General features: G+C 74.1%; 19 protein-coding genes and 1 pseudogene. 7 read left to right on the top strand and 13 right to left on the bottom strand.

What is annotated here, in order from left to right; translation table 11 throughout:
* Nucleotides 1-254: 254 nt before the first annotated feature.
* The 4 genes from H505_RS52405 to H505_RS42595 are packed head-to-tail and all read left to right on the top strand — an operon-like array spanning nucleotide 255 to nucleotide 3349.
* Nucleotides 255-377 (top strand): hypothetical protein, encoded by a 123-nt coding sequence (locus H505_RS52405; protein ID WP_281173451.1) that lies wholly within the window; start codon nucleotides 255-257, stop codon nucleotides 375-377.
* A 2-nt stretch (nucleotides 378-379) separates the two neighbouring features.
* Nucleotides 380-1567: a cupin domain-containing protein gene (locus tag H505_RS0117790; protein ID WP_026403074.1), complete on the top strand. Its 1188-nt coding sequence runs from the start codon at nucleotides 380-382 to the stop codon at nucleotides 1565-1567.
* Complete coding sequence (locus H505_RS0117785; protein WP_034518464.1) at nucleotides 1567-2472, top strand: aldo/keto reductase; 906 nt, start codon at nucleotides 1567-1569, stop codon at nucleotides 2470-2472. The genes H505_RS0117790 and H505_RS0117785 overlap by 1 nt, the downstream gene beginning before the upstream one ends.
* Complete coding sequence (locus tag H505_RS42595; RefSeq protein WP_051300818.1) at nucleotides 2456-3349, top strand: phosphotransferase family protein; 894 nt, start codon at nucleotides 2456-2458, stop codon at nucleotides 3347-3349. Before H505_RS0117785 ends, H505_RS42595 begins: the two co-directional genes overlap by 17 nt.
* Here the strand turns inward: H505_RS42595 and H505_RS0117775 are convergent.
* From H505_RS0117775 to H505_RS0117765, 3 genes are all read right to left on the bottom strand, one after another.
* The gene (locus H505_RS0117775; protein ID WP_026403072.1) at nucleotides 3302-3628 is read right to left on the bottom strand and encodes a DMT family transporter; all 327 of its coding nucleotides are present in this window, start codon (nucleotides 3626-3628) and stop codon (nucleotides 3302-3304) included. The genes H505_RS42595 and H505_RS0117775 overlap by 48 nt on opposite strands.
* Entirely contained in the window at nucleotides 3625-3972 is a 348-nt protein-coding gene (locus tag H505_RS0117770) for a DMT family transporter (RefSeq protein ID WP_026403071.1), read from the bottom strand. The genes H505_RS0117775 and H505_RS0117770 overlap by 4 nt, the downstream gene beginning before the upstream one ends.
* 66 nt (nucleotides 3973-4038) lie before the next feature.
* Nucleotides 4039-4749, bottom strand: coding sequence for a MerR family DNA-binding transcriptional regulator (locus tag H505_RS0117765; RefSeq protein ID WP_211238491.1), 711 nt, complete (start codon nucleotides 4747-4749; stop codon nucleotides 4039-4041).
* 119 nt (nucleotides 4750-4868) lie between these two features.
* Here H505_RS0117765 and H505_RS0117760 point away from each other — a divergent pair, with 119 nt between their 5' ends.
* Entirely contained in the window at nucleotides 4869-6080 is a 1212-nt protein-coding gene (locus H505_RS0117760; protein WP_026403069.1) for an erythromycin esterase family protein, read from the top strand.
* Between the two features lie 111 nt (nucleotides 6081-6191).
* Here the strand turns inward: H505_RS0117760 and H505_RS0117755 are convergent, their stop codons facing one another.
* Together H505_RS0117755 and pgfA are read right to left on the bottom strand one after the other, a co-directional pair.
* Nucleotides 6192-7301, bottom strand: a complete 1110-nt coding sequence (locus H505_RS0117755; RefSeq protein WP_026403068.1) for an NAD(P)H-dependent flavin oxidoreductase — start codon at nucleotides 7299-7301, stop codon at nucleotides 6192-6194.
* Between the two features lie 163 nt (nucleotides 7302-7464).
* Complete coding sequence (pgfA, locus tag H505_RS42590; RefSeq protein WP_157433036.1) at nucleotides 7465-8562, bottom strand: cell envelope lipid trafficking protein PgfA; 1098 nt, start codon at nucleotides 8560-8562, stop codon at nucleotides 7465-7467.
* Between the two features lie 167 nt (nucleotides 8563-8729).
* Here pgfA and H505_RS0117745 point away from each other — a divergent pair, with 167 nt between their 5' ends.
* Together H505_RS0117745 and H505_RS51685 are read left to right on the top strand one after the other, a co-directional pair.
* A complete protein-coding gene (locus H505_RS0117745; protein WP_245592554.1) occupies nucleotides 8730-9557 on the top strand; it encodes a class I SAM-dependent methyltransferase in 828 nt (275 codons plus the stop codon).
* Entirely contained in the window at nucleotides 9554-10774 is a 1221-nt protein-coding gene (locus tag H505_RS51685) for an acyltransferase family protein (protein WP_084550407.1), read from the top strand. The genes H505_RS0117745 and H505_RS51685 overlap by 4 nt, the downstream gene beginning before the upstream one ends.
* Before the next feature lie 1045 nt (nucleotides 10775-11819).
* On the opposite strand, the pseudogene H505_RS51680 reads toward H505_RS51685, so the two are convergent.
* From H505_RS51680 to H505_RS42560, 8 genes and pseudogenes are all read right to left on the bottom strand, one after another.
* A pseudogene (locus H505_RS51680) lies at nucleotides 11820-15032 on the bottom strand (alpha-(1->3)-arabinofuranosyltransferase domain-containing protein); the annotation flags it as partial.
* On the bottom strand, nucleotides 15013-16284 hold the full coding sequence (locus H505_RS42575) for a glycosyltransferase family 4 protein (protein ID WP_064743660.1): 1272 nt from the start codon (nucleotides 16282-16284) through the stop codon (nucleotides 15013-15015). The gene H505_RS42575 and the pseudogene H505_RS51680, both read right to left, overlap by 20 nt.
* Nucleotides 16281-17108 carry a glycosyltransferase gene (locus tag H505_RS42570; protein ID WP_084550405.1) on the bottom strand — a complete coding sequence of 276 codons (828 nt, stop codon included), beginning with the start codon at nucleotides 17106-17108 and terminating at the stop codon, nucleotides 16281-16283. Before H505_RS42570 ends, H505_RS42575 begins: the two co-directional genes overlap by 4 nt.
* A 13-nt stretch (nucleotides 17109-17121) precedes the next feature.
* Nucleotides 17122-17253 carry a hypothetical protein gene (locus H505_RS52400; RefSeq protein WP_267898580.1) on the bottom strand — a complete coding sequence of 44 codons (132 nt, stop codon included), beginning with the start codon at nucleotides 17251-17253 and terminating at the stop codon, nucleotides 17122-17124.
* Nucleotides 17253-18959, bottom strand: coding sequence for an MmpA family trehalose lipid delivery protein (locus tag H505_RS42565; RefSeq protein ID WP_051300815.1), 1707 nt, complete (start codon nucleotides 18957-18959; stop codon nucleotides 17253-17255). Before H505_RS42565 ends, H505_RS52400 begins: the two co-directional genes overlap by 1 nt.
* Before the next feature lie 27 nt (nucleotides 18960-18986).
* Nucleotides 18987-21071, bottom strand: coding sequence for an acyl-CoA dehydrogenase family protein (locus H505_RS0117710; RefSeq protein ID WP_026403066.1), 2085 nt, complete (start codon nucleotides 21069-21071; stop codon nucleotides 18987-18989).
* A gap of 63 nt (nucleotides 21072-21134) precedes the next feature.
* Entirely contained in the window at nucleotides 21135-22256 is a 1122-nt protein-coding gene (locus H505_RS0117705) for a flagellar basal body-associated FliL family protein (RefSeq protein ID WP_157433035.1), read from the bottom strand.
* A 69-nt stretch (nucleotides 22257-22325) separates the two neighbouring features.
* Nucleotides 22326-23342: an EI24 domain-containing protein gene (locus H505_RS42560; RefSeq protein ID WP_084550402.1), complete on the bottom strand. Its 1017-nt coding sequence runs from the start codon at nucleotides 23340-23342 to the stop codon at nucleotides 22326-22328.
* Nucleotides 23343-23351: the final 9 nt, after the last annotated feature.

Raw genomic sequence — 23351 nt, 5'->3', positions numbered from 1 at the left:
AGGCCATCGGAATATCACCTGGGTCGAAGACCTTGCGTCTGGTCACGTCGTTGATCTTCCTGGACTGTCTCGAGTTCTCCACGTCAAAGACTAGCGCCACCTGCTCCAGAAGATCCGATGATCCGAAGATTCTCTGTGGACTCGACACACGGAACCGTTCCACGGGTCGGTTCGCTTCTCAACACCTGCTGCCGGCCGCATCATGGCTTCCAACGGCCCGGCCGACAGGCGGCAAGGGACAGAAAGGAACTTCGATGAACAACGACACGAGCGGCGAGCTGGTGATCGCCGTAGAGAGGATCACGGCGGCGCGGGGACGCGCCACCCAGCCGTCCGACGGCGGGTCCACCGGCAAGTCCGACCTCAACGACGGCTGATCGTGATCGACTTGATCGCCGAGGTCCTGGGCGGGGACATGTTCCTCGCCCAGGACCTGGGTCGTACTCATCGCGTATACCCGGCGTCGGCTGCCCAAGCGGATCGGTTCTCCGACCTGCTGACGTGGCCCGCGCTGAACCGAATCCTCGACACTCACCGGCTGGAGCCACCGCGGTTGCGGCTCGCACTTGCCGGAGCGACCGTCCCGCTCTCGGCATACTGCGAACGACGGACCTACCGGCGGATGCCGCCTTGGGAGGCCCCGCGTCCCCACTTGCTCGCTGAGCAATTGCGCGGTGGAGCCACCCTGGTGCTGGACGCGGTGGAGGAGCTGCATCCGCCTGTCGGTGAAATGGTCAGCCATCTGGAGCGTCGGCTACACACAGGCGTACAGGTCAACGCATATGCGTCCTGGACCTCCAAGGAAGGCTTCGGCGTCCATTGGGACGACCACGACGTCATCGTCTTGCAGATCTCGGGCGCCAAGCGATGGAGGGTCTACGGCCCGACCAGACCCGCACCGATGTATCGAGATGTCGAGTTCGACGACACACCGCCCGAAAACCCGATCGATGAGTTCACCTTGCATGCCGGGGACGTTCTTCATATACCGCGCGGCTGGTGGCACGCCGCTTCGGCATCCACCGGGCAACCGTCACTCCACCTCACGTGCGGGCTGGCCACGCACACAGGTATCGACCTGCTGACCTGGCTGGTGGATCGGCTACGGGACGAGCACGTTCTTCGCGCCGACCTTCCTCGCCCGGACGATCCTGGAGGGCAAGCGGCATGGAGCCGGAAGGTCACCAAGCTGGTCACCGAACGCCTTCGGAATCCGTCCGTGGTCGAGACCTACTTTACCGCGCGCGACGCCGCATACGGAGCGCGTAAGGGTTGCTCGCTTCCGTATGCGGTTCATGAACAACTCCCCGTGGACCCTCGCTTGCCTGTCCGAATGACGGCATCGCGTGCCGTAGTTCACCATGCCGAGCAGGCCGTGGTGCTGGAAGCCGCCGAGCAACGTTGGACGCTCGCCGACCAGACGGCACCACTGGTGAACTTGCTCTGCAGTGGGCGGCCGACCACGCTCGGGAATCTCGCCAAAGCCGCGGGCATCACCGTTGAGCAGGCCGCCGACTTGATCGGCCGACTTGTCCGCAGCGGAATCGTCGCCGTGGGAGAACGGTGATGGCGGTCGTGGGCCTGGGCACGTACCGCTGCCGCGATGTGCCCACCGCCGCGCGGGCGGCCATCGCAACGGGGGTTCGCGTGATCGATACTGCCCCGGTTTATGCTCACGGGCAGGCGCAAAGGGGGCTGGCTCCTGCTCTTCGCGCCTGCCCGCGCGCGAGCGTCTCCACCAAGGTCGGCCATATGACTTCTCGGCAGGCCGAGGCCGCTCAACGCTCAGGACTCATCACTGCCTCGGAGGCGTCCCGCAGGCACTCCATCGCTCCCGCGTACCTCGCCCACCAGATCACCGTCAACGCCAACGAACTCGCCCGGAGCCGACTCGACCTGCTGTACTTGCACAACCCGGAATATGACGCGCACGGTGACCGGAGCAGACTCCGATCGCAGATAACGCAGGCATTCGAGGAATGTGAGCATGCCTGTCACCAAGGTCTGATCGATGGATACGGTGTCGCCACCTGGAACGGCTTCACCGACGGCGCATTCACGGTGGAGGATCTCCTGTCCGCCGCCCGCGACGCCGCAGGAAGCAACCACTCCCATCTGAAGGGGATACAGCTTCCCGTCAGTTTGGTGCAGCTCACTCCGCTCGCCGAAGCTGTCAACGGTTTCGGTCCTATCGCCGAAGCTTCGGCGGCGGGCTTGCAGGTGTGGGCGTCCGCGCCCCTGCACGGTGGGGAACTCGTCGACATGATCACGAGCGAACTGGCCGAGTTCATCGGTTCGGACCTTTCTCCTGCGGAGGCAGCGTTGGCCGTGGTGGCTTCCACACCTGGCCTTACCGGTGTGCTGCTTTCGGCCTCGAGTGAGACACACTGGCGGGTGGCGCAGGGTGTGTTTCGCCGTCCGTCCATCCCTTTTCCGCAACTTCGGAGGATTTGTCATGTTCTTGGTGCCTGACGACCCCGGCGTTCGGAAGCGGATGGAGGACGCCTTCGAGCGTGCGGCTGAGCGGTTGGGCTGTGCCGCTCTACCGGACGCCCCGGGCGCCTGGGGGCATGGCGGACGAACCCACGGCAGGCCCGTCGAGGGGCCTGCCGGGGTCGCGTGGCTTCGGGTGCTGGCTGTGCCTGTGGAGCGGCGAGGGTCGAAGTTGTGGGCGGGGAATGAGATGGCGGCTGCTGTCCTCCCCCGTGCCGTCCCGCGTCCTCGACTGCTCGACGCCGTGGAGTGGATTGACGGCGAGGTCGCCCACCGTGCCGAGTTGAGTTCCTACGTCGCGGCGTCCGTCTGCTCGTCCGCCCCTGCTCTCACCGACCGCATCCACCTTCCGGGTGCGTGGTGGGTGCGGTTGAGGGAGGCCCTTAGAGCCGTGGCGGCGACGCCTGTGCCGGGGGCACGTCCGCCCGTCGTCTCCCAGGAGTACGTTGCGCGCGCCATTCCCCGTTATCTCGGGGAGACGGACGTCGACACCACCGTCACGCGCTGGAGTCTCGCCCACGGTGACCTTCACTGGGCCAACCTCACCGCGCCTGAGCTCACCGTCCTGGACTGGGAGGGCTTCGGACCCGCGCCGTTCGGCTTCGACGCCGCGCATCTGTACGCCTACTCGTTGCCCGTGCCCGAGGTGGCGGACGGCGTCCGGCGGACGTTCGCCGACGTGCTGGCGGCACCGGACGGACGGCTCGCCGAACTCACCGTCGCCGCGATGATCGTGCAGGCCGCCGAGCGCGATCCCGTCCACGCTCGTCTTGCCCCGCTCGTCCTGGCGCACTTGCGCGGGTCAAGGTCAGTGGGTGGCGCCGAGTTCGATGAACAGGACTCCGGCGGCTATTAGGGCTATGCCCAGGCCCATGACCCTCGTGAGGGCTTCCTTGAACAGGACGCGGGACGCGATGGCGGTGAGGGCTACGCCGGAGGCGGCCCAGATGCCGTAGGCGACGCCGATGCCGAGGCCCTCGTGGAGCGCGAGCGTCAGGAAGGTGAACGCCGCGAGGTAACCGACGGCCACGGGCACGAACCAGGCGCGCCGCGCGCCCGGCTGGGAGGCCGTGCGCAGGGAGAGCGTGGCCGTGACTTCGGTGAGGATCGCCCCCATCAGGTACAGCCAGGTCATGCGGAGGTTTCCTCGCGTTCGCGGGCGCGCTGGGAGCCGAGTTCCACGCACAGCACCCCAGCGATCACGAGGGCGATGCCGGCGCCCATGGTCGGGGTGAGGGCGTCGTTGAAGATCACGGCGGCCAGGACGGCGGTGAGGACGACTCCGGCGGCGGCCCACACGCCGTAGGCGACGCCGACGCCGAGCCCGGCGCGGAGGGCGAAGCTGAGGCCGGCGAACGCGCCGACGTAGCCGGCGGCGACCAGTGCGTACCAGGCGGGGTCGTCCACCGCGGCGCGCAACGCCAGCGTGGCGGTCACCTCCAGCAGGATCGCCGCGAGGAGGGGGACCCACTTGTTCATCGGGCGTCTCCTTCGGCAGGTCCACGGTGAGGACGTGGGCACGGTACGGGCAGGTCGCCGGGCACTTTACCTTCCGGGAGAGGACGCACGGAGGTGCAGGTACTCGTCGAGGGGGGTCGCGGCGGCGAGCATCGCGCGGCTGCGGGTGCGGAGGCGGGTGCGCCACTCGGCGAGGACGTCCTCCAAGGCGGTGGCGCCGCCCGCGGCGCGGAGCCGGTCGACGAACAGCTCGATGCGGCGCAGCGGGTAGCCGCCGCGGCGGAGCTGGCGGGCGGCGTGCGCGTCGCGGACGACGTCCGGCGGGTAGCGGCGGCGGCCGGTGGGGTCGCGGCGGGGCCGCAGGATCCCGGCGGCCTCCCACTTGCGCAGCGACGCCGGGTGCATGCCGAGCTGGTGGGCCAGCTCGCCGATGGACAGCTCGCGGCGCGGGTCGTCCGCGGGCGGCGCCGCGGTCAGGTCGCCGAGGGCGGCGGCGACCTGGTCGAGGACGCCCCGTTCGTGCAGCAGGTCGGCGTGCGCGCGGTCGATCAGCCCGAAGAGCGCGTCGTCGTCGCCGCGTCCGGCGGCCCGCAGGATCTCGGCGGCCGTCGCATGCCCGTAGCCGGCGCGGAGGGCGAGGAACGCGCGGAGGGCCTGGGCGTGGACGGCGGTGTACCGCCGGTAGCCGCTGGCGCTGCGCTCGGCCGGGGGCAGGATGCCGTCCTCCTCGTAGTTGCGGACGGCCTGCGCGGAGAGGCCGTGCTCGCGGGCGAGGTCGACGGGTCGCAGAGCTTTCATGTCCTCGCTTTGAAGGTTGAGCCGCTCGTCAGCGGAAGTTTCCGCGAGAAGTTTCAATAGAGGTTTCTACGTTACAGTTAAGTGCGACCGTTTGGCCACGCCCGCGAAAGGGGCTTTTCGTGTCTGTCCACGACATCGGTCTGCACTTCGGCGACGACCTCGCCGGACTCGGTTCCGCGCTCGACCGCCTGCTGGACGGGTTCCGTCCGGCGCCCGCGCTGCTCGCGCTGGGCGAGCCCACCCACGGCGCGGAGGAGTTCCCCCGGCTGCGCAACCAGGTCCTGCGGCACCTGGTGGAGCACCACGGGTACCGCTCCATCGCCATCGAGAGCGACCACATCGCCGGGACGGTCGTCGACGACCACGTCGCCACCGGCGCCGGCGACCTCGACGACGTCCTCGCCGCGGGCTTCACGCACGAGTTCGGGACGCTGCGCGGCAACCGGGAACTGCTCGCATGGCTGCGGGAGCACAACGCGGGGGCGGACCCCGAGGAGCGGGTCCGGTTCTACGGGTTCGACGGCCCGTTCGAGATCACCGGCGCGCCGAGCCCCCGCGCCTCGCTGACGGCGGCCCACGCCTACCTGGCCGAGCACCTGCCGCGCGTCCCCTACGACGCCGGGGACCTCGACGCCCTGCTCGGCGACGACGACGCGTGGACGCATCCCGAGGTGATGATGGACCCCGCGCACTCGATCGGCGACACCCCCGAGGCGCGGCGGCTGCGGCTGCTCGCCGACGACGTCCTCTCCGTCTACGGGTTCGAGGCCCCGACGCTCATCGCGGCGACCTCGGACGACGCGTACTTCCGCGCGCACGCCCACGCCCGGACGGCTCGGGCCGTCCTGCGCTACCACGCGGTCCTGGCGTCCGCGTCGCCCGCCCGGATGCCGACCCTGCTCGGGCTGCGGGACGCGCTGATGGCCGAGCACCTGCGCGCCATCGCGGCGGCGGAGGAGCGGCGCGGGCCGTGCCTGGTGTTCGCGCACAACGCCCATGTGCAGCGGGCCCGCTCCCACATGCCGTGGTGGGGCGAGGAGGACGGCCTGCACTGGTGGAGCGCGGGCGCGCTGACCGCGGCGTCCGACCTGGGCGGACGCTACCGGCTCATCGTGTCCGAGCACGGCGGCGACGGCGACGCGGACGACAGCCTGCAGGGCGTGCTGGCGGGCGCCGTCCCCGGCCGGGCGTTCTTCCCGGCGGCCCCGCTCGCCGACGCGCTCGCGGACGCCCGGGGCCTGCGCGTCCCGTCCCGCCAGGGGCACATCCCGCTGGAGGCCGCCGAGCTGCGCGGCGCGGACGCCGTCGCGTTCGTCCGCGTCGCGGGCTGACGGTCACCCGTCCGGGTGCCGCCACCCGGCCTCGACCGGACCCCCGGGCGGGAGCGCGCCCGGGGGATTTCGGCCGCCGCCGCGCCACCCCCGACGCGACGGCGGACGTTCTCAGTCCTCGGTGATCCGGTTGAGCCGCTCCATCGACTCGACGTACTCCTCGATGAGGTCGTAGACGACCTGGCTCGTGGACTTCACCTGGTTCATCGAGCCGACGATCTGGCCGACCGGGAAGGTGACCAGCTCGCCGTCGCCGGAGCGGGCGATGCGGGGCAGCGCGTCGGCGATGAGCATGAACTGCATCGGCATCGGGAGGGTGCCGGGCGACTTCTCGCTCTCCCACGCCTCCGTCCAGGCGGTCTTGAGGAAGCGGGCCGGCTTGCCCGTCCACGCGCGGGACCGGACGGTGTCGCGGGACGTCGCCGCGAGCAGCTTCGGCATCGCGCGCTCGGGGGTGTCGGCCTCCTCGACGGTGAGCCAGATCGAGCCCGTCCACACGCCGTCGGCGCCGAGGGCGAGGCCCGCCGCCATCTGCCGGCCGCGGCCGATGCCGCCCGCGGCGAGGACGATCGTCTCGTCGCCGACGGCGTCCACGACCTCGGGGATGAGGACCATCGTGGAGACGTCGCCGGTGTGGCCGCCGGCCTCGGTGCCCTGCGCGACGATGATGTCGACGCCGACGTCGGTCTGCTTGCGGGCGTGCCGGGCGTTGGAGGCGAGGCCCGCGACCTTGACGCCCTTCTCGTGGGCCTCGGCGACGACGTCCGCGGGCGGCGGGCCGAGCGCGCTGGCGAGCAGGGCGATCGGGTGCCGGAGCGCCACCTCGACCTGGGGCCGCGCGGTCTGGTCGGTCCAGCCGAGCAGCGCGCGGTGGGCCGTCTCGGTGGACGGCTCGACGCCGTGCTCTTCGAGGAGGTCGTCGAGGAACTTGCGGTGCTCGGCGGGGATCATCCCCTGCAGCTTGCCGAGCATCTCCTCGGCGTCGCCGAGGTCCGCGCCCTCGTACTTGGCGGGCATGACGACGTCGACGCCGTAGGGCTTGCCGCCGACGTGCTCGTCGATCCACTTGAGCTCGAGTTCGAGCTCCTCGGGGCTGAAGTACAGGGCGCCGAGGACGCCCATGCCGCCGGCGCGGCTCACCGCCGCGACGACGTCGCGGCAATGACTGAACGCGAAGATCGGGTACTCGATGCCGAATAGTTCGGTAGCTCGTGTCCGCACAGCCCCGACCCTAGGCGCGATCCTGCCAAACTGCAACAGGTTCTAGTTAGGGAATTCACTGTGATCCGGGTGCGGGCGGCTCCACCTAGAACGTGTATCAGGCAGGTCGGGCGCGGGCATGCCGCACGCCGCCCGGACGGGCCGGGCGGCGGGGCGGCGGGCGTCAGGCGCGGGGCGCCGGTCTCCGCTTCGGTTCGGGGCGGCGGGCGGCCCGCGACGGGGCCTTCTTGCGCGCCGGCTTCTTGTCCGGCCGCTTCGGCGTGCGGGGCGGGGAGACGTCGCCGAACTTGCCGTCGGAGCGGCGCGGCGCCTGCGGCGGGGGCGGCGGCGCGTCGTCGCGGCCGAGCCCCATGAGGCCGCCGATGAGCAGCCCGAGCAGGCCGAGCAGGACGGCCCCGCCCGGGATGAAGATCCGCACCATGTCGATCTGCAGCGCGGTGCCGTCCGCGAGGTCGACGGCCTTGCGCTGGTCGGCGTCGGTGGTGACGAGGTCGGCCTGCGCGACGATCATCTCGCCGCGCCCGTCCGGCGTCCGGACGGTGCTGCGGATGTTCTTGCGGTGCTTCACCGGGATGCCGGTGCGCGGGTCCACCCAGACGGTGTTGTACGCCTCGGTGTAGCGGTCGACCCGCTGCGGCTCGGCCTCCTGCAGCCCGAGCATCGTCCCGGGCAGCTTCGCCTCGACCGGTCCGGTCTTGGTCAGGGGGATGTGCTGGGTGAACCGGTACGCGCTGAGGCCCCGGACCTGCTCGACCGCGCCGAACTTCATCGGCGCGACCTGCTTGGTCGTGGGGTCGTACACCGGGTAGTCGCGCTTCTGCACGTTCGCGATGGGGAGCAGCAGGCCGTACCCGTCCATCCGGACGTTGCCGTCGCCGTCCACGTTGACGCCGCAGCAGTTCACCAACCGCGAGGTCTTCCGGTCGAACGCGATGCGGAACCCCTGGATCTGGACGGGGTTCTTCGGGTTCGCCTTGTCGTAGATGTTGGTGGTCGAGTCCCAGACGGCGATGTCGTCGTTGCCGTTGTTCGCCCGGACGTCGCCGCGGACGGTGTTCGTGGCGAGCAGCGTGACGTTCGTCCTCGTCTTCAGCGCCGCCTGGTCGAAGTAGGTGCTGCTCGGCGACTCCAGGTGCGTCACCTGGTACCGGTTCAGCGGCGCGCGGACGACCTGCTCCGCCACGTAGAACCGGACGAGGGGCGCGAGGGTGAGGAAGAACGCTCCGAGGCCGATCAGGAGCAGTCCGACCCGTCGCCGCATGAACACCTCCGGGAGTGCCGTCCAGTCGCGGCCGGGGGGCCGTCTCCGGCGTGTGTCGGGTCAGGCTAACAGGACTCCCGCACGTTCGTACCGGTCGGTAAGCTCCGGCTGTACTTTTCGTCGCAGTATTTTTCCGGCGCCGAAATCCCCGACTGGACGGACGCGAGGTGGCGATGGTCTCGGTGCACCCGGAACCCCGCGCGCACGAGCCGTCCGGGCCCGGGCCGTCGGCGCACGAGCCGCCCCGCGAGCCGCCCCCCGAGCCGCCCCACCGGGCGACGCTGGCCCGGTCGGTGCGGCTGTTCGGCGCGTTCCGGCGCGAGAGCCGCGACCCCGGACGCTTCTACGACCTGCTGGCCCGCGACACCGTCGCCCAGCTCCGCACGTACGCCGACCTGGACGGCGCGACGGTCGTCGACGTCGGGACCGGCTCGGGGTTCTTCGCGCGCGCGCTCGAACGGGCGGGCGCGCGGTGCGCGGGCGTCGACCCGGACGTCCGCGAGCTGTGCGCGCACGGCGCCCCGGGGCCGAACACGATCGCCGCGAGCGGGCTCGCGCTGCCGTTCCGGACCGGTTCGGCCGACGTGTGCTTCTCGTCGAACGTCCTGGAGCACGTCCCGGACCCGTGGCGGATGGCCGGGGAGATGCTGCGGGTGACCCGGCCGGGCGGCACGGTGTACCTGTCGTTCACGAACTGGCTGTCGCCGTGGGGCGGGCACGAGACGTCCCCGTGGCACTACTTCGGCGGGCACCGGGCGGCGCGCCGGTACGAGCGGCGCCACGGCCGCCCGCCGAAGAACCGGTTCGGCGGCGGCCTGCACCCGGTGTCGGTGGCGGACGCGCTGGCGTGGGCGCGCGGGCGCGACGACGCGGACGTCGTGGACGTGCTGCCGCGCTACCACCCGGGCTGGGCGCGGGCGGTCGTCCGCGTGCCGGGGCTGCGGGAGGTCGCCACCTGGAACCTCCTGCTGGTCCTGCGGAAGAGGCCCGGATGACGACCGGCGAACGGGTCGCGCGGACGGCGGTGCCGCCGCAGATCGACGGGCACCAGGCGCCGCTGGACGGCGTCCGCGCGGTCGCGGCGCTCGCCGTCCTGGCCGTCCACGTCGCCAGCTCGGCGGGCACGATAACGCGGGGCGAAGGCGCGGGCTGGCTGTTCAACGGCGGCCAGGTCGGGGTGGCGATCTTCTTCACGCTGTCCGGGCTGCTGCTGTACCGGCCGTGGGCGGTGGCGGCGCTGGACGGACGGCCCGCGCCCCGTGCGGGCACGTACTTCGCCAAGCGCGCGCTGCGGATCCTGCCCGCGTACTGGGTGCTGATCGCGGTCTACATGGCCACGGCAGGGCGCGACCACATCGGTGACCCGCTCACGTGGGCGTCGCTGCTGACGTTCACGCAGATCTACGTGCCCGACCCGTGGTGGTCGTCCGATCTGGGTCCGGCGCATCTGGGGCAGTTGTGGAGCCTGTCGGTCGAGGTCGCGTTCTACGTGACGCTGCCCATCACGGCCGCTGTCCTGAACTGGGTCGTCAGGCGCGCGCGCACAGCGGACGTCGGCGGCATCGCGAAACGGCTGCTGTGCGCCATCGGCGTCTACGGGGCGCTGTCGCTCCCCTTCACGGCCCTGGCGTACTTCCCGGAGCGGAACTCGCAGATGGGCGTGTGGCTCCCCCGGTACTTCATCTGGTTCGCGCTCGGCATGGCGCTGGCCGTCGTGACGGCCTGGGCCCGGCAGGACGAGCGCCGCCCCGTCGCCGCGCTGTGCAACGCCGTCGCGGACTCGTGGAAGGCGTGCTGGGTCGCGGCGGCGATGCTGTTCGCGGTCGCGGCGACCCCGGCGACGGGCCCGCTCAGCCTGTCCGAGCCGGGCGGCCTGTGGACGTCCGTGCTGCACATGCTGCTCTTCGGGGCGTGCGCCCTGGCGTTCATGGCGCCGGTGGCGCTGGCGCCGCCGGAGCATCCGGCGATGCGGGCCGCGCTGGGCAACCCGGTGATGCGGTGGCTCGGCCGGGTGTCCTACGGGCTGTTCCTCTGGCAGATGATCATCATTGTCGCCTGGTACGAGGCTCTCGACCGGACCTTTCGCGGGAGCGTCCTGACGGATCTCCCGCTTCTCGCCCTGGCGTCCACTGCAGCGGCGGCGCTGAGCTACTACCTGGTGGAACGTCCGGGGCAGGCGGTTCAGCGGCGCCTCCTGGGGCGTCCCAGCTGACCGCGATCGGCCCGCCGCCGGGGCCGCCGGGCGGGCGGGGCCGCCACAGCTCGACCGCGAGCCGCCCGACGATCACCAGCCCGAGGACCTGCGGCGCGGTGTCGCCGAGCACGCCGGACGGGTTCGCGGGGTTGCCGAGCAGGTCCCAGCGGGCGCCGGCGGCGAGGCACGCCGTCCCGGCGACCATGGCGGCCGCGACCGGCCACGGCGACGCGACCGCGCGGAGCGCGGCGGAGCGGCGGGTGCGCGCCCAGCCGCACACGGCGGCGACGGCGACGGTGACGGCGGCGCCCGGCACCCCGCCGATCCACGCGCCGAGCGCGGCGGCGAACGGGAGCGCCGCCCACACCGGCCAGCCCCGCGCGGGGGCGAGGACGGTCGCCGGCGCGGGGCCGCGCGGCGCGCCGCGCCGCCCCGGCGGGCGGACGGCGACGCCCAGCAGCAGGACGAGCAGGCCGAGGCCGCCGGCGACGGACACCAGGTGCGCCCGGTCCGGCAGGTAGGTCAGCTCGACGGTCCCGCGGGTCCCGGCGGGGACGAGCCACCCCTGCTTCCACCCGTCGAGCCGGACGGGCCGCAGCTCGGTGCCGCCCGCGGTGGCCCGCCAGCCGGGGTTGAAGTTCTCGTTCACGGTGAGGAACGACGCCGCGGCGGCGTCCACGCGGACCTCGCGGGAGCCGGAGTCCCAGCGCACGACCTCCACCGGCGCCGCCGCCGCGGCCACGTCCGGCTTCGCGGTGCCCGGCTCGAGGTCGGCGCCGCCCGCGACGACCGTCTCGACGCGGTAGGGGTCGAGCGGCACCGCGGTCAGCCGGTTCGCGCCCTGCTCCAGCTTCGCGGGCCCGCACGCGGCGAACCGGACGGGACGGCCCGCGAGCAGGTCGCCGAACGTGCCCGCGACCTTCGTCCGCAGGGTCGTCCCGCCCAGCTCCAGCCGCGGTCCGAGGCCGCACGGCAGTTCGAGGTCGAGGCCCCGCACGTCCGGCAGCGGCGCCACGCCGGGGATGACCAGGTCGGTGAGCTGGACGGGCTGGAGCCGCCGGTCGTCCAGGAAGGCGACCTTGATCCGCCCGGTGGTCATCGGGGCGAACGCGATGCGGCCCGCGTCGTCCGACAGGCCCTCCCGCGTCTCGCCGTCGTCGCCCTCGATCCGCACCCGGACGGGCCCGGACGCGCCGGGCGGGCGGCGCAGTTCGAGCGACCCGACCTGCCGGGGCTTCCCCCACGCGACGGCGAACGCGGGCTCGCGGTCGCCCGCCTCCGCGATCCAGGCGGTGGCGGGGTCGCCGTCGAAACCGGAGCGGGCGCCGTTCGCGGGGTGGGCGGTGAGGACGGAGGACGCCTTGACGACCGGCCGCCCCTTCGCTTCGGTGTACTTCGCGACGAGTCCGGGGTCGGTGAGGACGGCCGTCCCGGCGATCTTCGCGTCGCGGGCGGTCGCGGACGTGAACGTCCGGTCGAAGCCGCCGCCCTCCTCGCCGCGCGCGCCGAGGTCCGCGGAGCAGACCCACCGCGCGCTCCCCCGCATGCAGGTCGCCTTGTCCCCGGGCACCCGGCTCATCACGTACGTCGCGGGCTCGTCCGTCCCGCCGGGCGCGGGCATCACGTAGGTGCGGGTCGGCTCCACGCCGCCGGCGGTGAGCTCGCTGATGCCCGCGCGGGCGAACCCCGGCTCGGCGGGCTCGGCGGCCAGCCCGGTGATGCGGATCCGCACCCACCGGGTCTTGCCCGCGGGCGCGCGCAGCGGCTGCGCGTCGGCGGTGCGCCGGACCTCCTGCGCCGCGGTCCCGCGCTCGGTCTCGACGGCGACGCGCGCGACGGCCGGGCCGAGGGAGTCGTCCCGCAGGAACGCGGCCTCCAGGTCGCCGACGTCGCGGGGCCGGTCGAAGTCGACGCGGAGCCACTGCCCGACCGGGCCGTCGAACCCGCCGGTGCGCCACGCGGAGAACGGGTCGCCGTCGACCGCCGCGAACGGGACGGCGGCGGGCAGGTGCCCGGCGGGCGCCGTGCCCTCGTCGGACGCCGAACTCGACGCGGTCACGTCCCGGACGCCGCCGCCGTACGACACGTGCGTCGCGTACCGCTTCCAGCCGTCGTCGAGGACGTCGGCGGCCGCGCGGCGCTTCGCGGCGCCCAGCGTCCGCGACGTCTGGTGCAGCTCGCCGAAGTTGCGCCGGACGAGCCGCGGCGAGTCCGTCACGACCGGGACGCCGCCGAGGTCGGGCGCGTCGTCGTTCAGCAGCACCGGACGGTCCGGGAGCGCGCCGCCGTCCGCCATCGTCAGCAGCGACTCGGGCCCGCCGAGCACCCGGACGGGGTCGGCCGCGTCGTCGAGCGTCGCGACGGGCGCGGCGCCCTCGACCTCGTACACCTCCAGCGCGGGGTACGGCTGGTCGACGGCCGCGACCGCGTCGTCCACCGGAACGTGGCCGGTCGGCGGGCCGAACGCCGCGACCCGGCGCAGGCCCGGCGACCCGTCCAGCGCCTCGTGGACCCGCGCGGGCCGCCCCCCTTCGAGGCTCTCCCGCCGCAGGTCGTTGCGGACCAGGACGTACCGGACGCCCATCCGGCCGAGGAACTCGCTCAGCCCCGGCGACGGCAGCCCCGCCCTGGCCTGCAGCTCGATCGCGTCCAGCGCGCGCGTGTAGCCGGGCGACCCGGCCGGGACGAGCTGGCGGACGCCCCAGCGGGCGTCCAGCAGCGGCTGCACGATGTCGTCCATCGGGCGTCCCCACAGGTACTCGCCGAACGACGAACCGGGGACGGCGAGGACGGCCTGCCGTCCGGCGCGCTCGTTCAGCCAGGACGCGGCGTCCTCCCAGTAGCCGGGCACCCGCTCGAAGCTCCCCGAGCCGCTGAGGCCGCGGACGGCGCCGGTGAGGCCGATGCCGCCGAGCGCGACCGCCGCGGCCACCGGCAGGGCGGCGGCGGCGCGGAACCGGGCGCGCAGCCCGTCCGGTTCCGGGTAGACGAGCGCCGGGTCGCCGTCCGGGCGGCGCTCCTTCAGCCACCGCGCCGCCGCGACCAGCACGTGCGCGAGGCCGAGGGCGAGCGGCAGCCGGATCACCGCGTCGAACTTGTGCAGGTTCCGGAACGGGGCGAGGGCACCGTCCAGCAGCGCGCGGACGTCCCCGGCGAACAGGCCCGGCAGGTCGCTCAGGTGCCCGGCGGTGAGGATCGCGAGCCCGGTGAGCAGCGTCAGCAGCAGGAACGTCCGCTCCGGCAGGCGGCGCCCGACGAGCCCGGCGAGGCCGAGCGCCGCGACGGCGCCCGTGCACAGCATCGCGAGCGGCGTCAGCGACAGCCCGTACCCGACCGGCGACCAGATCTGCCCGTCCGCGACCAGGTAGTTCACCCACCGCTCCGCGCCGCGCAGCACGTTGACGAGCCCGGTCGGGCCGGTCGTCGTGTCCGCCTTCTCGGTGTAGGTCAGCCACGAGAACCCGTACGTGCCGGTCAGCGCCAGCGGGACCAGCCACCACGCGATCGCCGCCGCCACCGCCGCCGACCACCAGGCCGCCAGCCGGACCCGGTAGGTGCCCCGCGGCCGGGTCAGCAGGTAGACCGCCGGGACGACCAGCACCGCGAGGGTCGCGGTCGCGTTGATGCCGCCGCAGCACGCGACGGCGAGGCCGGACCGGGCCGCCGCGCGCAGCCGCCCGGTGTCCCCGGCGATCGCGCTCACCAGCGGCAGCACGATCCACGGGAGCATCGCGACCGGCATGTACTCCGACGAGATCAGCCCGAGCGTGGACAGCGCGTTCGGCGCGAGCGCGTACGCCGCCGCGGCGAAGAGGCGGGACCGGGGGCCGCCGGCGCCGAGCCGCCCGGCGAGCCGGAGCGTGCCGGTGAACGCCAGGCACATCAGCAGCGCCAGCCAGAGCCGCTGGGTGATCCAGGCGGGCATCCCGGCGAGGTCGCCGAGCGCGTAGAACGGGCCCATCGGGAACAGGTAGCCGACGGCCTGGTTCTGGAGCTGGCCGAACTGCTCGGGGCTCCACAGGTGCAGGGCGCCGCCGAGGAACCCGCGCGGGTTCACCGCCATGTCGATCTTGGTGTCGGCGAGGATCTCGCCCGGCCGGGTGCAGAACGCGAGCGCGACCAGGGCGCAGCAGCACGCGACGGCCCGCAGCCGGTCGCGCAGCCGCGCCGCCGCCGCGTCCGGGTCGGCCCACCGGCCGCGGCCCGCCGCCCCGCCCCGCGTCCGGCCCGGCGACCGGACGCCCGCGCGCGGCGGGTCAGCCTCTCCGACGGCCATGGTCCCGGCGCTCCCCTTCCCTCGCGGCGTCCCCTCCGGCTCGCCTCGCGTCGCGCGAGTGCTCGTCACCGTACCGGTGGGCCGCGTCCGCCACGAGCGGGCCGCCGGCGGGCGCGCCCGCGGCGAGCGCGCCCCCGACGAGGGCGCCCTCGACGAGGGCCGCGAGCCGCGCGGTCGTCCGGTCCCAGCCGAACCCGGCGGCCCGGGCGCGGCACGCGGCGGCGACCTCCGCCCGGCGGTCCGGGTCGTCCAGTTCCTTGAGGGCGCGCTCGACGACGTCGGGGAAGTCGCCGCCGGGCGGGACGAGCCAGCCCGTGACGCCGTCGCGGACGGCGTCGCGCAGCCCGTCGACGTCGGCGGCGACGGTCGGGACGCCGAGCGCGGCGGCCTCGATCACGCTGAGCCCCCAGCCCTCGCCCCGCGACGTCGACAGGTGCAGGTCGGCGCGGGCGACGAGCGCCGCCTTGGCCTCCTCGGCGACGTAGCCGTGCGGGACGACGACGCCGGCCAGCCCGCGCGCGGCGATCCCGGCGGCGAGCGCGGGCGCCTCCGGGCCGTCCCCGACGACGTGCAGCCGCAGGCCCGGGCGGCGCTCGGCGAGCCGTCCGGCGAGGTCGAGCAGCAGGTCGAGCCGCTTGTGCGGGACGAGCCGCGTCACGCAGACGAGGTCCGGATCGCCGCGCGGCCCGGGAGCGTCCGCCGCGGCGGCGTCCGCGACGGTGGTCCCGTTGTGGACGACGTGGGCGGGACCGGTCCAGCCGAGGCGTTCCCGGACGGCCCGCAGCGTGGACGGCGACACGACCACGAACGCGTGCCGCCGGTACGTCCAGCGGCTCACAGGGCCCTCCAGCACACGCCCGACCCAAGCCATCCAGGGCGGGAAGTACAGGCCGAACTGGTCGTCGTGGACGTGGTGAATGACGCAGAACACCGGCACGCGCCTCGGCAAAGCCCACGGTGAGAAGAACGGGATGCCGTTCTGGCAGTCGATGACCGCGTCGAACGACCGGCGGTGCAGGAGCAGCCACAGCAGGACCAGCGGGTAGACGGTGAACCGTCCCCCGAGCCGCACGAACGTGACGTCCTCGACCTGGTCCCTACGCGCCTGCCCGCGCGCGCGTGCCGTGATGTAGGTGACGCGTGCGCCGCGCCCGGCCATCCCCTTGGCGACTTCCCACGCGTACCGTTCGGCGCCGCCCGCGGCCGGATGCCAGGGGTCACGCCAGTTGACGACCGCGAGCCGGGTGCTCATCCCCGCCCGAGGCCCGGCGCGGCCCGGGACACCGTCTCGGCGGCCGGCGCGGGCGCCTGCGCCGGGACGTGCGCGTCCCGCGCCGCACGGTACCGCAGGGGCCCGCCGCCCGCGCGCGCCCGGATCAGGGCGAGGTCGACGAGGCAGCGCAGCGAGTGCCGCCGCACCGAGAACGTCGAGCCGGGGCGGTCCCGCCACACGACCGGGATCGCGGTGACGTCCGCGCCGCGCCGCACGCAGTTCGCGAGCAGCTCGACGTCGAAGGCGAACCCGGCGGTGCGCAGGTCCGCGGCGGCGGCGCGGCCCAGCGGGCCCGCGAAGAACTTGAACCCGCACTGGGTGTCGGCGACGCCGCCCACCAGGTCGCGGACCAGCCGGTTGAACGTGACGGCGCCCAGCCGGCGGACCGGCAGCGCGTACGCCTGCACGACCGAGCGGTCGTGGCGGCGCGACCCCACCACCACCGGACGCCCGTCCCGCAGCAGCCCGAGGACGTCGTCCAGCGCCGCGAGGTCGGTGGCCATGTCGGCGTCCATGAACCCGACCCAGGGGGCGCGCGTCGCGAGCAGCCCCGCCCGGACGGCCGCGCCCTTGCCGGGCCGGTCGCACCGCACCAGCCGCACCGGCACCGGCCCCCGCCACGCGCGGACGATCCCGGCGGTGCCGTCCGTGCTGGCGCTGTCGACGACGATCACCTCCGCGCGCACCGGCAGCGCGGCGAGCGCGTCGCTGAGCAGGCCGAGGCCCGCCGGGAGCCGTCCGGCCTCGTTGCGGGCCGGGACGACGATCTCCAGCAGGACGGGGCCCGCGGACCAGGTCCCCACGGCGGCGGGAGGATCAGCGCTCGCCGTAGTTGTACAGCGGCTTGATGACCGGGTCTTCCTGGGAGGCGCTGGCGAGCTGCACGGCGCCCAGCGACGTTCCGGCGGCGAGCAGAGCTCCGACCACAATGGCGATGGCGATGCGCATCAGGGGGCCCTTCGACGGGTGCGGCGGGGTGAACGGGATTCGATACTCCCGAGTAGCGGGGTGCTCAGGCTAGTACCTGGACCCACAATTGACCAGAAAACCCCTGCGCTCGCGATAGTCCACGCCACCACCACGGGTGCCGCGGGAACCCGCTCGTCCACCCGCGCCACCTGCCCGCCGATCCGGTAGACCGCCAGGTGGGGGCCGTCGAGCACCCGCACCGCCCCGGTCGGCCGGAACCGGTCGGTCTCCGCGTCCACCACCACGTACCGGACGCCCGCGTCGCGCAGCGCCGCCGCCGGCGGGCTCCCCGCCGCCGCCGCCGGGGCGAGCCGCACGGAGCGCGGGTCCTCCGGCGCGACGGTCGTCCGGCCCACGGTGACGGAGTCGTTCACGACCACCCGCCGGTCCAGGTAGCGGGGCAGGGGATCGAGGACCCGGCGCCCGTGGTTCCACGCGTAGCTCCGGTACTGCGCCCACGGCAGGAGCAGGACGTCGCCCCGTGCGGGGTCGCCGTCGATAATCTCCCGCGCGCGCTTCCAGTCGTCCGGGTACTGGACGGCCCGGAGTTCGCCTGCCGCGCCCCAAGCGAGCGTCGGCAGCAGCAGCACGGGGACGACCACGAGACCCACGGGGACGAGCGGCAGCCTCGCCTCGGCCGCCCGGTCGGCGGCGACCCCCGCCCCGACCGCGACCACGACGGCGAGCGGCGCGACGAACTGCTGGCCGTCCCGCAGCACCGCGAACCCCGGCCACAGGCCGATCAGCCCCGCGAGCACCGGCTCGGCGACCGCGCCCAGCGCCGCGACCGCGAACCCGGCCGCCCCCGCCGCCGCGAGGCCGCGCCGCCACGGCTCGTCCCGCGTCCACAGCGCGTACGCGGCCAGGGCGCCCACCACCGCGACCAGCCACAGCGCCGCCGCCAGCGGCGCCCCGTACCCGTGCGGCACCGTCTCGCCGTTCCACACGCCGCCCAGCAGCAGCAGGCTCCCGAGCGTCCCGAACGGGGTGTCCGCGCGGGCCGCGAACAGCCCGACCGCCGCGTCGTCCCCCGGCACGCCGCCCGGCCGCAGCAGGCCCGGCACCAGCCACGGCAGGCTCAGCAGCGCCGCCGCCGCGACCGCCTTCCCCGCGGCCGTCCACCTGCCGCGGCCAGTGCACAGCGCGACGACCAGCGCCGCCAGCCCGGACACGGCCAGCGCCGCGAACCCGCCGACCGCCGCCGGGAGCAGCGCCCGCACCAGCCGCCGCCCGCCGCCGCGCTCCCCCGCGCGGGCCGCCGCCGCCAGCGCCCACGGCAGCGCCGCATACCCCAGCAGCAGCGCCCACTGCCCCAGCAGCAGCCGCTCCGCGACGAACGGGTTCCACGCGTACACCGCGCCCGCCGCCAGCCGGGGCGCCAGCCGCCGGGACGGGACGAGCGACGCCGCCGACGTGCACGCCAGCACGAACACCCCGAGCAGGATCAGCTTCTGCGCGAGCCCCCCGGGCAGGACGGTCCCGAGCGCGGCGGCGAACGCGTCGCTCGGCACGTGCCGCGGCACCGTCCCGGTCAGCCCGAACGTCATCGGCGTGAACGCCGGATCCGGGACGAACACCATGTCGTACGACAGGACGAACCCGGGCGCGAGCCCCGGACCCAGCGCGAGCGCGCCGAGCAGCAGCCCGGTCACCGCGGCCGCCAGGTGCCGCGTCCGGTCCCTCACCCGATCCGTCCCGTCATCGCCGGAAAACTACCCGACCGGCTCCGGGTCGCGGGGCAGCCCCAGGATCCGCTCGCCGATCACGTTGAGGTTCACCTCGGTCGTCCCGCCGCCGATCGTCATCGCCCGCGACGCCAGCAGGTGCCGCGTCCACCGGGCGCGCAGCTCCGACTTCCACCCGCCGGTCAGCGCGCCGTGCTCGCCGAGCAGCCCGAACCCGAACTCGGTGACCCGCTGCCCGTGCTCCATCGCCACCAGCTTCCGCACGTTCGCCGTCGCGCCCGGGTCGGTGCCCGAGATCTGCTTCAGCGTCGCGCGGAGGCTCAGCAGGTCGAGCGCGTGCTCGTCGCACACCAGGTCGCCCACGCCGTCCCGGACGACCGGGTCCCCGGCCACGTCCAGCTCGTCCGCCAGCCGCAGCAGCTTCGGGACGTTCCCGCCGAGCTGGAACGACGTCGTCAGGCCGACCCGCTCGTTCGCGAGCGTGTTGCGTGCGACGCGCCACCCCTCGTTCACGGGGCCCACGACCAGCTCGTCCGGGACGAACACGCCGTCCAGGAACACCTCGTTGAACACCGCGTCGCCCGTGCACTCGCGCAGCGGCCGCACCTCGACGCCCGCCGACGCCATGTCGACGAGGAAGTACGTGATGCCGTCGTGCTTCGGCCGCCCGGCGTCGGTCCGGGCGAGGCAGATCGCCCACTGCGACTCGCGCGCCAGCGACGTCCAGATCTTCTGCCCGGTGATCTTCCAGCCGCCCTCGACGCGCTCGGCGCGCGTCCGCAGCCCGGCCAGGTCGGAGCCCGCGCCCGGCTCGGAGAACAGCTGGCACCAGATGATCTCCCCGCGCAGCGTCGGCGGCAGGAACCGCCGCTTCTGCTCCTCGCTGCCGTACTGGACGAGCGACGGCACGACCCACGCGGCGATCATCAGCGGCACGGGACGCACCCCCGCCGCCTTCAGCTCCTGCCGGATGACGATCTGCTCGACCGGCCCCGCGTCCCGCCCCCACGGCTTCGGCAGGTGCGGCGTCACCCAGCCGCCGTCGGCCATCGCGGCCCGCTGCTCCAGCGGCTCCATCGCGGCCAGCCCGGCGACCTCCGCGCGGACACCGGCGCGCAGGTCCGCGGCCTCTTCCGGCAGGTCGATGTCCATCGGACGCCGGACGCCGGACGCCGCGCGCGCCGCCGCCTCTGCGCGGTACTCGCTCGCCCTACCGAGGATCGCCCGCAGCGTCAGGGCACGCCTGTAGTAACGGTGGGCGTCGTGCTCGTAGGTGTAGCCGATGCCACCGTGAACCTGGATGTTGCCCTCGGCGCACTGCACCGCCGCGTCCGCCGCGAGCGCCCCGGCCACCGCCACCGCGTACGCGCGCTGCTCCTCCGGCTCGTCCAGCGCGCGCGCCGCGTCCCACACCGCCGCCCGCGCCCGCTCCAGCGCGATCAGCATCCGCGCGCACTTGTGCTTCACGCCCTGGAACTGCCCGATCGGGCGGCCGAACTGCTCCCGCAGCTTCGCGTACTCCACCGCCTCGTCCAGCGCCCGGCCAGCGATGCCGCACGCCTCCGCGCCGAACACCACGACCGCGAGCGCCCGCACGTCCACGCCGTCCGCGCCGTCCAGCTCGTCCACGAACCGGGCTTCCGCGTCGACCGTCACCGCGCACGCGGGACGGCCCTCGTCGAGCGACTCCAGCTCCTCGACCTCGCACGACGCCCGGTCCACGACGGCCCAGCGGTCACCGGCCGGGAGGACGAACACCTCCGCGTCCGCCGCACCGACCACCGGCCGGACGGTGCCGAGCACCCGCGACCCGTCCGTCTCCAGGCCGCCCGACAGCCCGACCGCCCCGACGCGCGAGCCATCCCGCAGGATCGCCGACGCGAGCACGGCGGGCGCGTACCGGGCCGGGCCCATCGCGCGGCCCAGCTCCTCCAGCACCACCGCCTGCTCCGGCAGGCCGAACCCCTGCCCGCCCGCGCTCTCCGGAAGGTGCAGGCCCGGCAGCCCCTGCTCCGCCAGCGCGGGCCAGAGCCCGTCGCCCGCGTGCCGCTCGACGAGCCCGCGCACCGACGCGGCGAGCGCCGCGTGCTCCTCCGTCACACCAATGGCCATGGCCGCACCTTTCCTCGGGGTGCGGCCAGCCTATTAGAACGGCATTCGGTTAGGGCGGGCGGGTCAGATGACCTTCAGGTTCGCGAGGAACCGGTTCAGGTCCGGCCAGAGCTTCTTGTGCGTGTTCGGCAGCGACGCGAACACCACCGCGGGCGCCTGCCGCCCCGTGTCGATCACCGCCGTCGCGACGATCTCGCCCGTCGCCCGCACGCCGTCCCGCTCGTACGTCAGGTACGACGCGACCAGCCAGCCCTTCCGACCGTCCACGTCGAGCGCCTGCGACGCCAGCGGCTTCTGCCCGTCCTGGAAGCCGTAGTACTGCGCGAGGTACCCCTCCGCCGCCAGCCCCGCGACCTCCTTCACGCTGTCCGGGCCCGTGTAGGAACCGTGCAGGCTCGGGATCAGCGTCCCCGTCAGCAGCTGCCCGTACCACATCTGGGCGCCGGCGCGCTCGGTCACCACGATCTGCTGCCCCGACCAGCCGGGCGTGCCCAGCTTGTTCTCCTTCGTCGGCACCTGCCAGGGCGGCCCCAGCCGCGGGTACGACAGCCCCGCGGCGGCGTCGTCCACCCGGCCCAGCATCCGCGACGGCGTCCCCGCGAACGCCTCCAGCTCTGCGTCCGGCGGCATCGACACCTGCGCCGTGACCGCCCGCTCGGCCGCGCCCGTCCGTCCCGCCTTGTCCGGCTCGTCATCGCCGCCGCGCGTCAGGAAGTACACGCCGCCCGCCGCGATCAGCGCCGCCACCAGCAGCCCGACCCCGCCGAACAGCACCAGCCGCGACCGGCCGCCCGTCTCCAGCGAGTCGCCGGACGCGCCCAGCTTCTCGTCCGCCGCGGCCTCGTCGGCCATCCAGTCCGGCATCTGCCAGTTGCCGCTGCTCGGCTTGCCCGGCTTCGCCGGCTGCGTCGACCCGGTCGGCACCGCCGGGACGTAGTTCGACGGCGCCTCGTCCTTCGAGTCGTCCTCGTCGAAGAGCTCGCCCTCCCACTGCGGCGCGTCCCGCTCGTCCGGCTCGGGCGCCACGCGGACGTCGGACTCCTCCGCGGGCGCCTCGCCCGCGCCGTCGGCGGCCTGCCCGGCGGCCGTCTCGGCGGGCGTCTCGACCTTGCCCCACACGTCGTGCGGCGCGTCACTCTCGTTCAAACCGGTCCAGCGCGCATCGCGCTCCCCCTGATCGGACATGCGGCACACGTTACGCGAAGATCATCAAACGCGGCCCGCGAGGAATCACGCTCCGGACACAGCTTGCTATCAGTCGTGACCCTGCCGCCACCGGCCGGGTCGCGCCTGCTGCCCGGGCTGCCACTGGTTCGGCTGGGCCTGCGGCATCTGGCCGGGCGGGACCTGGCCGGGCTGCATCTGCCCCGGCGGGACCTGGCCCGGCGGGACCTGGCCGGGCTGCGGCGGCTGTCCCTGCCCCGGCTGCACCTCGCCGGGCTGGCCCTGCTGCCACTGGTCCGGCTGCGCCTGCGGCGCCGCCCGCCACTCGTCCGACGGCCGTCCGGGCCACTTGTCCGCGCCGAGCCGCTCCCGCACCATCAGCGTCGCGCCCGCCACCGCGCCCGGCATGGCCAGCACCGCCCCCAGCGGCACCAGGAACAGCGCGAACGTCGCCACCCCGAAGCCGATCACCAGCGGACGGTTCTCCTTCATCCGGGCGAACCGCTCCTTGCGCAGCACCTCCCGGCGCTCCAGCGCCACCGACGCCAGCTCGCCGGCCAGGAAGTAGCCGGAGACGCACGCCGCCACCACCGGCACCACCGTCTGCCCGATGCCCGGAATGAACCCGCACGCGAAGAACACCAGCGCGAACGCCAGGGCCACGAGCCCCAGCAGCAGCGTGTCCTTGACCGCCCGGACGATCCCCGCGAGCAGCCCCTCGTCCGGCTCCGGCGGCGCCCCGCCCTGCGACTCCTCGACCCGCACCGCGATCGCCTCGTAGAACGGATCGCCCACCAGCAGCGTCACGGCCGTGAACGTCAGCACGGCCAGGAACGCCGACGCGCCCAGCACCGCGATCCCCGCGATGACCCGCGTCGCCTTCCGCACCGTCTCCGACCAGTCGTCCGCGAACCACGTCACCCAGCCCGCGACGTCCCCGAGGTTGTAGACGAGGAACCCCAGCGCCGCCCCGTAGACCAGCAGGACGATGAGCGCGGGAATGAGCCCGAACAGCCACTGCAGCGGATGCCGGGCGACCCACCCGATCCCCCGCAGCAGATACCCCGCGCCGGCGAACAGATCCTTGAACCTCGACTGGTGCTCCACGCGGCGAGC

This window comes from Actinomadura rifamycini DSM 43936, assembly GCF_000425065.1.
GTDB classification, from domain to species: Bacteria; Actinomycetota; Actinomycetes; order Streptosporangiales; family Streptosporangiaceae; genus Spirillospora; species Spirillospora rifamycini.
The sequence above is the reverse complement of the archived record's forward strand: the minus strand, read 5'-3'. Positions and strand labels throughout refer to the sequence as shown.

What these genes read in the sequence shown, in the direction of transcription:
- H505_RS52400 (WP_267898580.1), bottom strand. Translation starts at nt 17,253, where the DNA reads ATGCGCATCGCCATCGCCATTGTGGTCGGAGCTCTGCTCGCCGCCGGA.
- H505_RS0117785 (WP_034518464.1), top strand. Translation starts at nt 1,567, where the DNA reads ATGGCGGTCGTGGGCCTGGGCACGTACCGCTGCCGCGATGTGCCCACC.
- H505_RS42595 (WP_051300818.1), top strand. Translation starts at nt 2,456, where the DNA reads ATGTTCTTGGTGCCTGACGACCCCGGCGTTCGGAAGCGGATGGAGGAC.
- H505_RS52405 (WP_281173451.1), top strand. Translation starts at nt 255, where the DNA reads ATGAACAACGACACGAGCGGCGAGCTGGTGATCGCCGTAGAGAGGATC.
- H505_RS51685 (WP_084550407.1), top strand. Translation starts at nt 9,554, where the DNA reads ATGACGACCGGCGAACGGGTCGCGCGGACGGCGGTGCCGCCGCAGATC.
- H505_RS0117765 (WP_211238491.1), bottom strand. Translation starts at nt 4,749, where the DNA reads ATGAAAGCTCTGCGACCCGTCGACCTCGCCCGCGAGCACGGCCTCTCC.
- H505_RS0117770 (WP_026403071.1), bottom strand. Translation starts at nt 3,972, where the DNA reads ATGAACAAGTGGGTCCCCCTCCTCGCGGCGATCCTGCTGGAGGTGACC.
- H505_RS0117705 (WP_157433035.1), bottom strand. Translation starts at nt 22,256, where the DNA reads ATGTCCGATCAGGGGGAGCGCGATGCGCGCTGGACCGGTTTGAACGAG.
- H505_RS0117710 (WP_026403066.1), bottom strand. Translation starts at nt 21,071, where the DNA reads ATGGCCATTGGTGTGACGGAGGAGCACGCGGCGCTCGCCGCGTCGGTG.
- H505_RS42575 (WP_064743660.1), bottom strand. Translation starts at nt 16,284, where the DNA reads ATGAGCACCCGGCTCGCGGTCGTCAACTGGCGTGACCCCTGGCATCCG.
- H505_RS0117775 (WP_026403072.1), bottom strand. Translation starts at nt 3,628, where the DNA reads ATGACCTGGCTGTACCTGATGGGGGCGATCCTCACCGAAGTCACGGCC.
- pgfA (WP_157433036.1), bottom strand. Translation starts at nt 8,562, where the DNA reads ATGCGGCGACGGGTCGGACTGCTCCTGATCGGCCTCGGAGCGTTCTTC.